Origin of the sequence: Niallia oryzisoli (assembly GCF_036670025.1) — a bacterium.
Classification (GTDB): Bacteria; Bacillota; Bacilli; order Bacillales; family Cytobacillaceae; genus Bacillus_BD; species Bacillus_BD oryzisoli.
In genome coordinates this window covers 1,371,848-1,386,000 of record NZ_CP137640.1, presented here as the reverse complement: position 1 = coordinate 1,386,000, position 14,153 = coordinate 1,371,848, and the positions used below count along the sequence as shown (strand labels likewise).

16 protein-coding genes are annotated in these 14,153 nt (G+C 38.9%); 4 read left to right on the top strand and 12 right to left on the bottom strand.

Features of this window, described 5'->3' with window-relative positions; translation table 11 throughout:
• Positions 1-46 precede the first annotated feature (46 nt).
• Positions 47-1,141, top strand: coding sequence for a flavodoxin-dependent (E)-4-hydroxy-3-methylbut-2-enyl-diphosphate synthase (gene ispG, locus R4Z09_RS06895; RefSeq protein WP_338453216.1), 1,095 nt, complete (start codon positions 47-49; stop codon positions 1,139-1,141).
• A gap of 77 nt (positions 1,142-1,218) precedes the next feature.
• Here the strand turns inward: ispG and R4Z09_RS06890 are convergent, their stop codons facing one another.
• The 4 genes from R4Z09_RS06890 to R4Z09_RS06875 all read right to left on the bottom strand — a co-directional run bounded on the left by R4Z09_RS06890 (position 1,219) and on the right by R4Z09_RS06875 (position 3,868).
• A complete protein-coding gene (locus tag R4Z09_RS06890) occupies positions 1,219-1,596 on the bottom strand; it encodes a DUF308 domain-containing protein (RefSeq protein WP_338451600.1) in 378 nt (125 codons plus the stop codon).
• Between the two features lie 200 nt (positions 1,597-1,796).
• Positions 1,797-2,222 (bottom strand): Fur family transcriptional regulator, encoded by a 426-nt coding sequence (locus R4Z09_RS06885; RefSeq protein ID WP_338451599.1) that lies wholly within the window; start codon positions 2,220-2,222, stop codon positions 1,797-1,799.
• A 27-nt stretch (positions 2,223-2,249) separates the two neighbouring features.
• Positions 2,250-3,080, bottom strand: coding sequence for a metal ABC transporter permease (locus R4Z09_RS06880; RefSeq protein ID WP_338451598.1), 831 nt, complete (start codon positions 3,078-3,080; stop codon positions 2,250-2,252).
• A gap of 2 nt (positions 3,081-3,082) precedes the next feature.
• The gene (locus tag R4Z09_RS06875) at positions 3,083-3,868 is read right to left on the bottom strand and encodes a metal ABC transporter ATP-binding protein (protein WP_338451597.1); all 786 of its coding nucleotides are present in this window, start codon (positions 3,866-3,868) and stop codon (positions 3,083-3,085) included.
• A gap of 149 nt (positions 3,869-4,017) precedes the next feature.
• Here R4Z09_RS06875 and R4Z09_RS06870 point away from each other — a divergent pair, with 149 nt between their 5' ends.
• Positions 4,018-4,272, top strand: coding sequence for a DUF2624 domain-containing protein (locus tag R4Z09_RS06870; RefSeq protein WP_338451596.1), 255 nt, complete (start codon positions 4,018-4,020; stop codon positions 4,270-4,272).
• Positions 4,273-4,313: 41 nt separating this feature from the next.
• Here the strand turns inward: R4Z09_RS06870 and R4Z09_RS06865 are convergent, their stop codons facing one another.
• Together R4Z09_RS06865 and R4Z09_RS06860 are read right to left on the bottom strand one after the other, a co-directional pair.
• Positions 4,314-5,210 (bottom strand): deoxyribonuclease IV, encoded by an 897-nt coding sequence (locus tag R4Z09_RS06865; RefSeq protein WP_338451595.1) that lies wholly within the window; start codon positions 5,208-5,210, stop codon positions 4,314-4,316.
• Positions 5,211-5,228: 18 nt separating this feature from the next.
• Positions 5,229-6,542: a DEAD/DEAH box helicase gene (locus R4Z09_RS06860; protein ID WP_338451594.1), complete on the bottom strand. Its 1,314-nt coding sequence runs from the start codon at positions 6,540-6,542 to the stop codon at positions 5,229-5,231.
• Positions 6,543-6,792: 250 nt separating this feature from the next.
• Here R4Z09_RS06860 and vrrA point away from each other — a divergent pair, with 250 nt between their 5' ends.
• Both vrrA and R4Z09_RS06850 read left to right on the top strand, forming a co-directional pair.
• On the top strand, positions 6,793-7,380 hold the full coding sequence (gene vrrA / locus R4Z09_RS06855) for a VrrA/YqfQ family protein (protein WP_338451593.1): 588 nt from the start codon (positions 6,793-6,795) through the stop codon (positions 7,378-7,380).
• 119 nt (positions 7,381-7,499) lie between these two features.
• Positions 7,500-8,441 carry a 4-hydroxy-3-methylbut-2-enyl diphosphate reductase gene (locus R4Z09_RS06850; RefSeq protein WP_338451592.1) on the top strand — a complete coding sequence of 314 codons (942 nt, stop codon included), beginning with the start codon at positions 7,500-7,502 and terminating at the stop codon, positions 8,439-8,441.
• 57 nt (positions 8,442-8,498) lie between these two features.
• Here R4Z09_RS06850 and R4Z09_RS06845 read toward each other — a convergent pair whose 3' ends face one another.
• From R4Z09_RS06845 to rpoD, 6 genes are all read right to left on the bottom strand, one after another.
• Complete coding sequence (locus R4Z09_RS06845; protein WP_338451591.1) at positions 8,499-9,614, bottom strand: Nif3-like dinuclear metal center hexameric protein; 1,116 nt, start codon at positions 9,612-9,614, stop codon at positions 8,499-8,501.
• Complete coding sequence (locus tag R4Z09_RS06840) at positions 9,601-10,320, bottom strand: tRNA (adenine(22)-N(1))-methyltransferase TrmK (protein WP_338451590.1); 720 nt, start codon at positions 10,318-10,320, stop codon at positions 9,601-9,603. The genes R4Z09_RS06845 and R4Z09_RS06840 overlap by 14 nt, the downstream gene beginning before the upstream one ends.
• A 315-nt stretch (positions 10,321-10,635) precedes the next feature.
• Positions 10,636-11,001, bottom strand: a complete 366-nt coding sequence (cccA, locus tag R4Z09_RS06835; protein ID WP_338451589.1) for a cytochrome c550 — start codon at positions 10,999-11,001, stop codon at positions 10,636-10,638.
• Between the two features lie 195 nt (positions 11,002-11,196).
• On the bottom strand, positions 11,197-12,336 hold the full coding sequence (locus R4Z09_RS06830) for an acyl-CoA dehydrogenase family protein (protein WP_338451588.1): 1,140 nt from the start codon (positions 12,334-12,336) through the stop codon (positions 11,197-11,199).
• Between the two features lie 72 nt (positions 12,337-12,408).
• The gene (locus R4Z09_RS06825) at positions 12,409-12,939 is read right to left on the bottom strand and encodes a hypothetical protein (RefSeq protein WP_338451587.1); all 531 of its coding nucleotides are present in this window, start codon (positions 12,937-12,939) and stop codon (positions 12,409-12,411) included.
• A gap of 77 nt (positions 12,940-13,016) precedes the next feature.
• Complete coding sequence (rpoD, locus tag R4Z09_RS06820; RefSeq protein ID WP_338451586.1) at positions 13,017-14,141, bottom strand: RNA polymerase sigma factor RpoD; 1,125 nt, start codon at positions 14,139-14,141, stop codon at positions 13,017-13,019.
• Positions 14,142-14,153: the final 12 nt, after the last annotated feature.

The following is a 14,153-nucleotide window of genomic DNA, read 5'->3' as shown; positions in this document are numbered from 1 at the left end:
TTTAGGAATGAATATTTATTAAAGGAGCGAATCACCATTGAGTGAAATCATACATCGAACGAAAACCCGGCCCGTAAAAGTTGGAAACTTAACGATCGGCGGAAGTAATGAGTTATTTATCCAAAGTATGACGACAACAAAAACACATGATGTTGAAGCAACAGTGGCCCAAATTCACCGGCTTGAAGAAGCAGGCTGTCAAATTGTACGGGTAGCATGTCCAGACGAAAGAGCAGCAAATGCCATTTCAGAAATAAAAAAACGCATCCATATTCCTCTTGTGGTTGATATTCATTTTGACTACAAGCTTGCCTTAAAGGCCATTGAAGGCGGCGCAGACAAGATCCGTATCAACCCTGGTAATATCGGCAAACGCGAAAAGGTTGAAGCTGTTGTAAATGCAGCAAAAGCGAAAGGGATCCCAATTCGCATTGGAGTAAATGCGGGTTCACTGGAAAAGAGAATTTTAGATAAATACGGCTATCCTACTGCTGACGGTATGGTTGAGAGTGCTCTCCATCATATCAAAATTCTCGAGGATTTAGACTTTCATGATATTATCGTGTCAATGAAAGCATCCGATGTTCCGCTAGCGATTGAAGCCTATGAAAAGGCGGCTAAAGCATTTAATTACCCACTTCACCTTGGTATTACTGAATCAGGAACATTATTCGCCGGTACAATCAAAAGTGCTGCCGGGTTAGGGGCAATTTTAAGCAAAGGGATTGGGAATACACTCCGAATTTCATTAAGTGCCGATCCTGTCGAAGAAGTAAAAGTTGCCAGAGAATTGTTAAAAGTATTTGGTCTATCTTCAAATGCTGCAACACTTATTTCTTGTCCAACCTGTGGAAGAATTGAGATTGATTTAATCAGTATTGCAAATGAAGTAGAAGAATACATTCAAAAAATTAAAGCCCCGATTAAAGTGGCTGTTCTTGGCTGTGCTGTTAACGGTCCAGGAGAAGCTCGTGAGGCTGATATCGGTATCGCCGGCGCACGCGGAGAAGGTTTGTTATTCCGTAAAGGGGAAATTGTCCGAAAGGTTCCGGAAGCTGAACTTGTAGAGGAATTAAAAAAAGAAATCGATCAAATTGCAGAGGAATATTTTGCTAAACAAGCACTAGAGCAGAAAATGTAATTTGGATATAAAAGAAGAAGCCTCGTACAAATTGTATAAGGCTTCTTCTTTTTTATTATCAGGCGCTAACCGCTTTATCAGAAAAACGGGAGGATGAACATCCCGAGAATAAGAGAAATAGCTCCAATGGTAATCGCCCAAGTACCCGTTTTTGCTCCTCTAGCACGAGCAATAAAACCAAGAACAATACCTACAGCCCCAAATAGAACCGGAAACACGAACAATGATAAGATGGACAGAGCAATTGCAGCTAAACCAATGCCTGTACCGCCTTCTTTTGTTTGAGCATTATTTTGCTCATTTGTGCGCTGGTTTACCCTTATCGGTGTCGGTGCTGCAATTTCAGCCGCTGTTTCTTCCCGATAGTTCTGTTCTCCAAAATTATCTACACCATACAGCTGGCCGTCATTTTGTTCTTTTTGTTTCTCTACATCTTTTGGGTCTAGATCTGCCATTATGATCCCCCGCTCTCTTCATGCTTTGTTGTCCATTTTCAAAGCTTGGACTGCCTCATCTAATTACCCTTTAACAGGATTTCATCGATAAGACATTTATTATTGTGTACTGAAACAACATTTTCACTATAACAATGTTTGACTCTACTGGTTTATTCAGACATAAAAAAAAGGAGCTGTCCCATGGACAAACCCTTTTTTTACACTTGGACTCCTGCTAAACAATCCGGACAACGGCCGTATATTTCAAATTTATGACCAGATATATCATACCCTTTTAAATTATCTGTAAGAATATTCATGGGGCAAGTTTCAATTTCCTTCGTTTTCCCACAATCCAGACAAATAAAATGGTGATGATGATGATGATGGGAACAGGTTAGACGAAAGTGCTTTTCCCCTGACAGCTCTGTCATTTCAACTATTCCTAATTCAACAAAAAGTGATAAATTACGATAAATGGTGTCAAAGCTTAAACTTGGATATTGATCTTTAAGTTTATCCAAAACATCCTTTGCTGTTAAATATTTATTGTGATCAGCAAATAACTGGAGCATTTCTTCTCTTTTGCCTGTATGCTTATAGCCCTTATCCTTCAATATCGTCATCGCTTGATCAACATTCATCCTGCTTCTCCCCCTTTATACTATACTTTATACCATCCACTTTTTTACTAAAATGGACAGAATCAAGATTATGATCGAGATCATAACAATCGTTCCACCAGGAGCCAAGTCAAGATAATACGAGATGAATAATCCGCCTACAACCGAAATTTCACCGAATAGAATGGAATAGAATATCGTCTGTTTAAAGCCTTTGGCGATGCGAATCGCTGCAGCAACAGGTAAAGTCATCAGCGCTGACACAAGCAGTACTCCAACCACTCTCATCGATGCTGCTATTACAAGCGCAACCATAATAATAAAAATTAAATGCAGTCCTTTCGTTGGAAGTCCAGAAGCTTTTGCATGTTCCTCATCGAAAGAAATTAAAAATAATTCCTTGTATAATAGAAAAATAATGGCAACAACAAATATGCTTATGATAAAGATCAGCCATAAATCAGCTCTGCTGACCGCTGAAACACTTCCAAATAAATAACTGAAAAGATCTGTATTAAACCCATCCGCAAGAGAAATAAAAATAACACTTAACCCGATACCGCCTGATAGAATAATCGGTATAGCCAATTCTTGATACTGCTTGTAAACCGTTCTCAGCTTTTCAATAAACAAAGAGCCTGCAACGGAAAATACCATTCCCATATAGATCGGGCTTAAGGACCCGGCAGGCAAAAACTTTTTTTCAAGCAAAAGACTTGCTGCGATCCCCGCAAGTGTAACATGGCTAAGAGCATCTGCAATTAATGAGAGCCTTCTGACCACAACAAATACACCAATAAGCGGGGCAATAATGCCAATAATGATTCCCGTAAGAAAGGCATTTTGTAAAAATTCATATTGAAACATACCTGCAATCATGACTATCTACCTCCATGTTCATGTCCATGAGCATGTTCATGTGTTAATAAATGGAGGTCATAACCATAAAATGCCGCCAAGCCATTTTTATTTTGTTCTTCAAATTCATGAGTATTGCCATGAAAATGCAGATGTTTATTTAAACAAGCTACATGCGTCACTTTATCCGTAATCGTTCCAATATCATGTGTTACCAGCATTAAGGTAATACCGAGCCTTTTATTTAAATCACCGAGCATGTCATAAAAAGAACGGACATTTTGTGCATCAACACCAACAGTCGGTTCATCTAGAATTAAGAGTTCCGGTTTGCTGACAAGGGATCTGGCAATGAACACCCGCTGCTGCTGGCCTCCTGACAGTTCGCCGATATTTCGCTTTAAAAAAGGAAGAAGCCCTACTGAATCGACCGCTTCTAGAATGGTTTGCTGATCTTCCTTTTTAAAATGATGAAATAAGCCGATTTTTTTCGTCAACCCGCTTTTAACGACTTCATAGACAGTAGCAGGGAAACCTGTATTGAATGAGTTTGCTTTTTGTGAAACAAAGCCTATCCGCTCCCATTCTTTAAACCGGCTGATCTCCTCATTAAACAGTTTAATCTCACCTTGCTGTGTTTTTAAAAGCCCTAGTATGAGCTTTAACAAGGTAGATTTTCCGGAACCATTCGGCCCGACAATTCCAAGAAAAGAACCTTTTTGAACAGAAAGATTTATATCCTCTAAAACATATTCCTTTTCATAGCGGTATGAAAGTCCGCTAATCTGAATAATTAACTCCTTACTCAATTTCATCACCCGAATTCCGAAATCATTCCGATTTAGAGTATACAAGAACTGCGATTAAAAGTAAAGCCGAAATCTCTTTACTTTCCATAGTATCTTGCTGTCACGCTTCCTTCACGCTAAACATATTTTATCAATAGAGGAGTGATGACATGAAGATTTTTGCTAACATCATCAATCATAAAATAAATACCATTACAAAAGAGGAATTATTGAGATATGCAAATATATTTAAAATCTCAATATCCGAGTCACAAGCTGCCCAAATTGCTAAATACTTAAGAGGCAGGCAAGTGAATATATTTGATGACAAAGAGCGAGCTATTCTTATTAAAGAAATTGCTAGAACAGCGGGCGTGGAGACAGCCAAGGAAGTAAATCGTCTGCTGTTAGAGTTAATGAAATAAATAAGACCAGGCACAAGAAGTCTCGTGCCTGGCCGCTTTTTTTAGGCTTCATTTACAATATCACGGAGTAAATTTTCATTGAAGGTTTTATTCCGCAGCATCGCGATTTCATGCTTATATGGCGGTTTTTTATTATCCTTATCATCACCGACAAATGGAGTTTCGAGAATTTTTGGTACTTCTGTTAACTGAGGATGGTGAACAACATAATTTAATGCTTTAAAGCCAATATGACCATAACCAATATTTTCATGACGGTCTTTTCTTGACCCCTGTTCATTTTTACTGTCATTAATATGAAGCACCTTTAATCGATCAATTCCAATAATATGATCAAAATCGTTCAATACTCCATCAAAATCCTCAATAATGTTATAGCCAGCATCATGCGTATGGCAAGTATCAAAACAGATAGAAAGCTTATCATTATGTGTAACCCCATCAATGATCATCGCTAATTCTTCAAAAGATCTGCCACACTCAGAGCCTTTTCCGGCCATTGTTTCAAGTGCAATTTGGACGTTTTCATTTCCCGTTAGCACTTCATTTAAGCCTTCGATGATTTTCTTAATTCCTACTTCTGCTCCTTCCTTGACGTGAGCACCCGGATGCAGAACAATTTGAGCAGCCCCGATTGCCTCGGTACGCTCAATTTCTGTCCGCAAAAAGTTCACACCAAGTTCGAATGTAGCTGGATTTACCGCATTCCCAATATTAATAATATATGGAGCATGTACAATAATTTCATGTATGCCATTTTCCTCCATATGTTTTCTCCCGGCTTCTATATTTAAGTCTTCTAGTTTTTTTCTTCTTGTATTTTGCGGTGCACCAGTATAGATCATAAACGTATTAGAGCCGTACGATACAGCTTCTTCACTCGCAGCCAAAAGCATCTTCTTTCCACTCATTGATACATGAGAACCAATTTTTAACATTTCGCTCTCCCCTTGCTCTTACTTTTTCTTCTGTATTCTCTTTTGTCTCTTCTTAAAGTTTTCTGTTTCATGCTGGATTTTCTTTTTATAGCCAGGCTTTACCTTTTTCGGCTTTTGGAATAGAGATTTTGCTTTTAAATCGATTTCATCCACTTGCTTTTTTCGCTTTTTCCGCTTGTTTCGGTCTTCCAATTCAACCCATTCTTTATGTTGAAAATCTACATTTTTAAATTCAATGCCCATTTTCTCTAAACGGTTTAGCGCATCCTCATCGGAATCCTCGTAAATCGTTAGAGCAATACCGGAATAGCCGGCTCGAGCTGTCCTTCCCACCCGATGGATATAAAAGTCAAGATCCGACGGAAGCTCATAGTTAATCACATGGCTTATCCCTTGAATATCAATGCCGCGCGCTGCTAAATCAGTCGCAACGATGTATTGATACTCTAAATCCATAATTTGCTTCATCATTTTTTTCCGCTCACGCGGTGCTAAATCTCCATGAATTCGGCCTACCTTTAAACCTTTGGCCATTAACCCATCCGCAACCTCATCTGCTTTTTTCTTTGTATTTGTAAAAACAATCGCTAAATACGGATTAAAATGAAGCAATGCCTGATGAACCAATACAAGCTTATTGCGGTGCCTTGCCGGTAGCAAATAATGCTCAATTTTAGCAGCTGTCACCTGCTTTGGCTCAATATGAATATATTTTGGATTTTCCAAATACTTCTTCATAAATGGCTTTAGCTTTTCCGGAATGGTGGCAGAGAAAATCAGCATTTGTAAATTCTGCGGCATCCTTGCAGCAATGTAATCTACATCCGTGAGAAATCCCATATCAAGCATAATGTCTGCTTCATCAATTACAAGCATAGTGGCAGTATGTACAACTAATGCCTGCTCTTTTACTAAATCACTAATTCTTCCTGGAGTACCAATAACAATTTGCGGCTGTGTCTTTAACTTTTCTATAGTTCTCTGCTTATCCGTACCGCCAATGAATAAACGGACAGATATTTCCTGACCCTCGGGACTATGCTGAACAATTTTTAATGTTTCTTGATAGATTTGTGAGGCCAATTCCCTTGTCGGTGCAGTAAAAATGGCCTGAACCTCCTGACGTGCCGGATCAATACTATGAATAACCGGCAGTACATACGCATGTGTCTTACCTGTCCCTGTTTGCGATTGACCGATTGCACTTTCATGTTTTAATACAGTAGGGATAATTCTTTCTTGAATTTCAGTCGGCTCATAAAAGCCAAGTTCTTTTACAGCTTCTATAATAAACGGTTTCAAGTTGAAACGCTCAAATTTTGTCTCATTCATCTTTTAACTCCTTTAAATTAAGGGCTATCATCATTCATTATTACCAAAATGCTGTCAAAATAGCCTATTATGACCATCATTATATTATAATCAATTTCGACAAGAATGACCACCATTAGTTATCTAGTTCCAACTCCGCATTTATCCCAATCAAAAATCAGCATCCCTGAATAGGATATAAGGGTTTTAAAGAACTATCTAAATGGAAAGGATCTTCGTGTTATGAAGATCAGAAGGGAGGCACTGCAATATGATGCCTAGATATCGTTTTCCAATGCAAACAGGGATGCCCCCCCACAATTTTAATCCTTACGGTAGGCCGCCTTTTCGATCAATGATGGGTACGTATCCACAGATGCAGCAAAGAGGGGGAGGGGGATTACTATCGAGACTGCTTGGAAGAGGAACACAAGCTGGAGTCAATGGTAGAAATTTACTCGGTAGTAGAAATATACTCGGTAGTAGAAATTTACTCAGTGCAATGAGTCCGGGGCAGGCTGGCGGCGGAGGGTCATTTCTTAGAGCACTGGCAAACCCTTCTTCGTTAACTAGCGTGTTATCCAATACACAAAAGGTCTTAAATACTGCCTCACAAGTGGGCCCCCTTGTTCAACAATACGGTCCGATTGTCAAAAACCTTCCAGCATTATGGAAACTTTATCGCGGATTAAAAGATGCCCCGGAAAATTCAGAAACCGAACCAAATAAAACCAAACCAACTAAAGATCATGATACTAAAGATCATGAAGATAAAATGGATTTGGCTTTAGACACGGAAAAGCAAGAGAAATCAGCCGATCGTACACCATTGCCGTCAACACCAAAACTGTATATATAAGAATGCTGGCTGCAGCATTCTTTTTTATTTTGCCTATACTAACTGTTTGATTTTGGTTTTGCTATAATTATTATTGTTGACTATAATGAATGAAAAAGAGCTTTCTGGGAGGATCGGAGATGAACGTAATAAAAATTGCTCCACGCGGTTACTGTTATGGTGTAGTTGATGCTATGGTAATAGCCCGTAATGCAGCATTAGATAAATCATTACCACGCCCTATCTATATACTGGGCATGATTGTCCATAATAAACATATTACAGATGCATTTGAAGAAGAAGGCATCATTACATTAGACGGTAAAAACCGCAAGGAAATTCTTGAAAAAGTAGACAGCGGGACAGTCATTTTTACGGCACACGGCGTCTCACCAGAAGTAAGGGAACTTGCCAAACAAAAAGGTCTTGTCACCATTGATGCCACTTGTCCGGATGTAACGAAAACACATGATTTAATCCGCCAAAAGGAAAAGGAAGGCTATACTGTAATTTATATTGGAAAAAGAAATCATCCTGAACCGGAAGGAGCCGTTGGAATTGCTCCCCACATTGTTCATTTAGTTGAAAATGAACAGGATGTAGAGAGTTTAACTCTTGATGCAGAAAAAATTATTGTGACAAATCAGACAACCATGAGTCAATGGGATGTAAAACATGTGATGGACAAAATAAAAGAAAAATTTCCTCACGCAGAATTTCTTAATGAAATCTGTCTTGCTACACAAATAAGACAGGAAGCTGTTGCTGACCAAGCTGGAGAAGCCGATGTCCTCATTGTCGTCGGAGACCCGCGCAGCAACAATTCGAATCGTCTTGCTCAAGTTTCAGAAGATATAGCCCATACAACGGCCTATCGCATTGCCGATATTACTGAGCTTGAACTTGATTGGATTATGGATGCAAAAACAGTGGCTGTCACAGCAGGTGCCTCTACACCTACTCCAATTACAAAAGAAGTCATTACATTTTTAGAAAACTTTGACTCAGCAAATCCTTCTACCTGGGTAAAAGAAAATAAAATACCGTTAAATAAGATCTTACCTAAAGTAAAACAAAACTAGCATCATTGATAAAAAAGCGGCGATATGGACCCACCCATACCGCCGTTTTTTTTACTATTAGATAAACTGAAAGGGCTCAGTGACCTTCTCAGACGGAAAAATAGATACATCATAGCCTTTTTCCTGACATTTCTTTGTTAAATAACGGGATACACCCTGTTTCATTACTTTCTCTACATTGTGTCCGGGATCAATGACATTTAAGCCCATCATCATCGCATCATGTGCAACATGATAGTATAAATCACCAGTGATATAGACATCAGCACCTTTAAATTTCGCTGATGAAATATACTTATTTCCATCTCCACCAAGCACTGCTATTTTTTTCACTTTCGCTGATAAATCACCAACAACACGAAGCGCAGGCACATCAAGGGCTTGTTTTACAAACTGAGCAAATTCCCCTAATGTTGTTTCTTCTATTTCACCAATTCTGCCAAGGCCGAGGATTTCTCCTTTGTTTTCTAACGGGTAAATATCGTAGGCAACCTCCTCATACGGATGCGCCTTAAGCATAGCCTGGACTACTTTTCTTTCCAAATAATCTGGAAAAATAGTTTCAATTCTCTCTTCGTTTACTTCTTCAAGTACACCATTTTGTCCAATATGAGGATTGGCAGTCTCATTTGGAAGAAACTGACCGATTCCTGATGAAGTGTACAAACAATGACTATAGTTTCCGATTGCTCCTGCTCCAGCATTACCAAGTGCAGCTTTCACTTTGCCGCTATCCAGATTTGGTACAAAGACAACTAATTTTTTCAACTTAACTTCATAGGTCGGAGCAAGTACTTGCGTATTTGACAACTGCAGTGCTTCTGCTAATAAATCGTTTACCCCGCCTTTTGCCACATCAAGATTTGTATGCGCAGCATATACAGCAATTTCGTGTTTCAACAGCTTTTCAATCATTCTGCCTGGAAGTTTATCAGTCGTAATGTTTTGTAGTGGTCTATAAATCAGCGGATGGTGAGCAATGATCAGGTCAACCTCTTTTTCAATTGCTTCATCCACCACTTCCTCAAGGACATCAAGGGCGATCATAACACGTCTAACAGGTTTGTTTAACCGGCCGATTTGCAAACCTATTTTATCTCCCTCCATCGCTAATGGCTTTGGAGCAAATGCCTCAAATAATTGAATAATCTCATGACCATTAACCTTTTTCATGCTCTAAAACCTCCTCTGCCAGCTCTATTTTTCTTATAAGTTCCGCTTTCTTCTCCCTATTTTCTGCTGTATCTGAAGCCTGTTCAAGCTTACTGACTATGGTTAACCAGTTTTTCTTCTCGGCTGTCCATTTTTTTCGAAAAACCGGATTATGTTCCCGCAATAAAAAAGGACCAAACAATAAACCTTTTTCAAGATGATTTTGATAGGTCATCTTTTCATTACCTTGTTCAGCGACAAGGATTTCGTATATTTTCCCATCTTCCTCTATAATTTCTTCGGCTATCAGACCCCAGCCATTCTCCAATAACCAGGTTCGGATCGTAATAGCACTAATATTCGGCTGAAGAATAAGCCTTTTAACATGCGCTAACTTTTCCTTCCCTTTTTCAAGGATACTGGCAATCAGTGCTCCTCCCATACCTGCGATCGTTACACAATCTACCTCTTCCTGTTCGATGACCTCTAGTCCGTCTCCTTTTCGTACTGAGATCTTATCTGTTAATCCTTCTTCATCAACTTGTCTTTTAGCTGACTGATAGGGACCTTCTACTACTTCTCCAGCCACTGCCCATGGTACGATCCCTTTTTGAACTGCATAGCAGGGCAGATAGGCATGATCAGAACCTATATCGGCTAATCTATGATCTTGCGGTATGTATTTTGTCACAGTTTCTAAACGGTATGATAATTTTTCGCTATTCATTCCTTCACCACTTAACCTTCATTTATTCATTTTACAACGAACATATATTATATCTTTCCTGTTAAGTATAAAAAAAGTCCTTTGCATATGCAAAGGACAAGAAATTTTTTGTAAAATTAGGTAACTATCTAGCTACAGCGCCTAGTACCTCGAGTCATAAGCCAATCCTTCCAGAAAGGTAAAGAACACCTTTCCAGCAGGCTTGTCTTATGCTTTTTTTGCTTTAGCACCAAGGAAAGCTTCCTTGAAATTTCTTTGCAGGAACATGTTCTTTATGTTCCGAAGGCGCTTCCGCTTTTCTTTGAATACGTTTTCTTATTTAAGACCCGCTAACCAATCAGCCATTTCGCCGGCTTTTTCTGCTGGTACTAGGCCTGGAGGCATAGCACCTCTACCATTTGTTACAACATCCGCGATTTGGTCTTTAGATAGTCTGTCGCCAACACCTTTTAAGGAAGGCCCCACTCCTCCTTGGTATTGATCACCGTGACAGCTTACACAGCTTTGCTTATAAATGTCTTCCGGGTTAGCAGCTACTTCTTCTGTTTTTGCCTCGCCGCCGCCTTCAAGCTCTGCTGCTAATTCTTTTGAATCTCCAACGCCTTTGAATGAAAGAATAAACATGGCTAATACTCCGACAACCATAATAATCGCAAAAGGTATAATCGGATTCCGTTTCATAACAATACCCTCCCCTATGTAGAAACTTTTTAACTAATTAATATATTTAAACAATTCCTATTTTACTCGAAATCCTTAAGAAGTAAAAGCCCTTATATCAAACTTTGTCACATTTAGTTTCTAAAAAAAACTAATCTTCATCCAATTGGATGAAGATTCGCAGTCAGTTGCGAAGAAACATTCTTTTTGGACTGTTTAACAGCCAATTGCCCTTGCAATCACCAGATGCTGAATCTCTGAAGTCCCTTCGCCTATTTCAGTTAATTTTGCATCCCGCATATATCTTTCAACATGATAATCCTTCATATAACCATAACCTCCATGGATTTGAACTGCTTGGTCTGTGACTTCCATGCAGATTTTTGAAGCATATAATTTACACATGGCCGCTTCTTTGGCAAATGGCCTGCCTGCATCCTTCAACCACGCTGCTTTATAAACACTGTTCCGCGCTAATTCAATTTTCATAGCCATTTCTGCCAGTTTAAACTGGATGGCTTGAAATGAGCTTATAGACTGCCCAAATTGCTTTCTTTCTTTTGCATAGCTTAAAGCTTTATCATATGCAGCCTGAGCAATGCCGACAGCCATTGCCCCAATTCCAATCCGACCGCCATCGAGTGTTGCTAAAAATTGCTTAAAGCCCTCCCCTTTTCTTCCAAGCAGCTGTTCTGTCGCTACATGAACGTCCTCAAGGATGAGCTCGGTTGTATTCGAAGCATGCAGCCCCATTTTTTCATAAGAATCAACGATGGTAAAACCAGGAGAATTTGTTGGAACAATGATTGCACTTATTTCTTTTTTAGCATCACTTTTTCCGGTTACTGCCGTAATTGCTACAAATTTGGCATAGCTTGCATTAGTAATAAAGCATTTATACCCATTAATAATAAATTCTCCATTCTGTTCAATAGCACTTGTCTTGGTTCCACCCGCATCAGAGCCTGCTTCTGGCTCAGTCAATCCAAATGCACCGAAGCTTTCTCCTGTACATATCGGAAGCAGATACTTTTGTTTTTGTTCCTCCGTGCCAAAATAAAAAATAGGAGCGCCTCCTAAAGATATATGAGCTGAATAGGTGATTCCCGTTGACCCGCAGGCACGGCTTAGTTCTTCTGTCACGATGGCAAAACTAATTGTATCAGCACCTGCTCCGCCATACTTTTCTGGAAAAGACAGTCCCATCATTCCAAGCTTTGATAATTTCTGAAACACGTCAAGCGGAAACTTTTTTTGCCGGTCCCTTTCAAGTGCACCAGGCGCTACCTCCTCATCTGCAAATTCCTTTATCATCTTTTTTATCATGGCCTGCTCGGACGTCAAATCAAAATTCATTACCATCCCCCCAAATGCAATGAATTTATACTCTCCATTTCAATTTTATGTTTTAAAAAAGGATGTAATGATTTAAAAGAATTTATTGCTAAAAAGAAAAATGCATAAAAACACAATCCCCAGTATGCCTGACAGTGTAAAATGCAGTTGTTTAAACTTCCAGCCGCCTGCAAGCCACAAGATACAATTAAATCCTAAAACGGTATAAAGAACGATTAAGGTATCAGGAAATAAGGTTAACGTTATTTTAACAGAAACAAATAACAATATAAGTGCGGTCACAATTAATGGAATTTGAAATAATAACCCTGTTTTCCTAAAATAGAATATTAGATAAATTCCAATTAATATTAAAATGATGGCGAAGACCAATTGCAAAATGAGAGATAATTCAGTAAAATAAAATAAAACCATAATAATAGGGATAAATAGAAGCAATAATAATTCTTTTTTAAACCATTGTGATTTTTTATTTTTTTCCTGTGCTCCATTTCCCTCTGTGTATAGGGCTAACAAAAAATCACAATAGTGTTCGGGAAGCAGTCGATTCTTCTTCCAATATGTAATTTCGTTAATAATAATTTGTTTCCTGCTTTCCTGCATCGGCTCACATCCTATTGTCAGTATTGCAAAAAAATAGTTCACTTCTATTGTAAGAAGTAAACTATTTTATGGCTAGCCTATTCTAAAAAGTCTTTCAATCTTTTGCTTCTGCTTGGATGTCTTAGTTTTCTTAATGCTTTTGCTTCAATTTGACGAATACGTTCACGTGTTACACCAAATACCTTACCTACTTCTTCTAGTGTGCGTGTACGGCCATCGTCAAGACCAAAACGAAGACGTAAAACATTTTCTTCACGATCTGTCAACGTATCCAATACATCTTCCAGCTGCTCTTTTAACAACTCATATGCAGCATGTTCCGATGGAGAAGTAGCCTCATGATCTTCAATGAAATCTCCAAGATGTGAATCATCCTCTTCACCGATCGGTGTTTCAAGTGAAACAGGCTCTTGAGCAATTTTTAAAATTTCTCTTACTTTTTCCGGCGGCAGATCCATATCTTCACCGATTTCCTCTGGTGTCGGTTCACGTCCTAAGTCTTGCAGTAATTGCCTTTGTACACGAACAAGTTTATTGATCGTTTCTACCATATGGACTGGAATCCGGATTGTTCTTGCCTGATCTGCAATGGCTCTTGTTATAGCCTGCCTAATCCACCAAGTTGCATACGTACTGAATTTAAATCCTTTTCGATAGTCAAATTTCTCTACTGCTTTAATTAAGCCCATATTTCCTTCTTGGATTAAATCTAAAAACAGCATTCCACGGCCGACATATCGTTTTGCAATACTAACAACAAGACGCAGATTTGCTTCGGCTAAACGTCTTTTCGCTTCTTCATCACCCTGTTCAATTCTTAAAGCTAAGTTTACCTCTTCCTCAGCGGATAAAAGATCTACTCGGCCTATTTCCTTTAAATACATACGTACAGGGTCATTTATTTTGACTCCAGGGGGAACACTTAAATCATTTAAATCAAATTCTTCTTCATTTTTTGATAAATCCTTAATATTCGGATCTTCTTCCTCGTTATCACCAACGAGTTCAACCCCATTGTCACCAAGGAGTTCATAAAATTCATCCATTTGATGGGAATCTAACTCAAAAGTAGCCAATTTTTCTGCAATATCATCATAGGCAAGGACACCTGTCTTTTTTCCTAATAATGTTAACTGTTCTTTCACCTGCTCTAGGGTCAATTCTGATTCAACCTCTTTTGAACGAGCCGATTTTTCAGCCATTTGTCCCCCTCC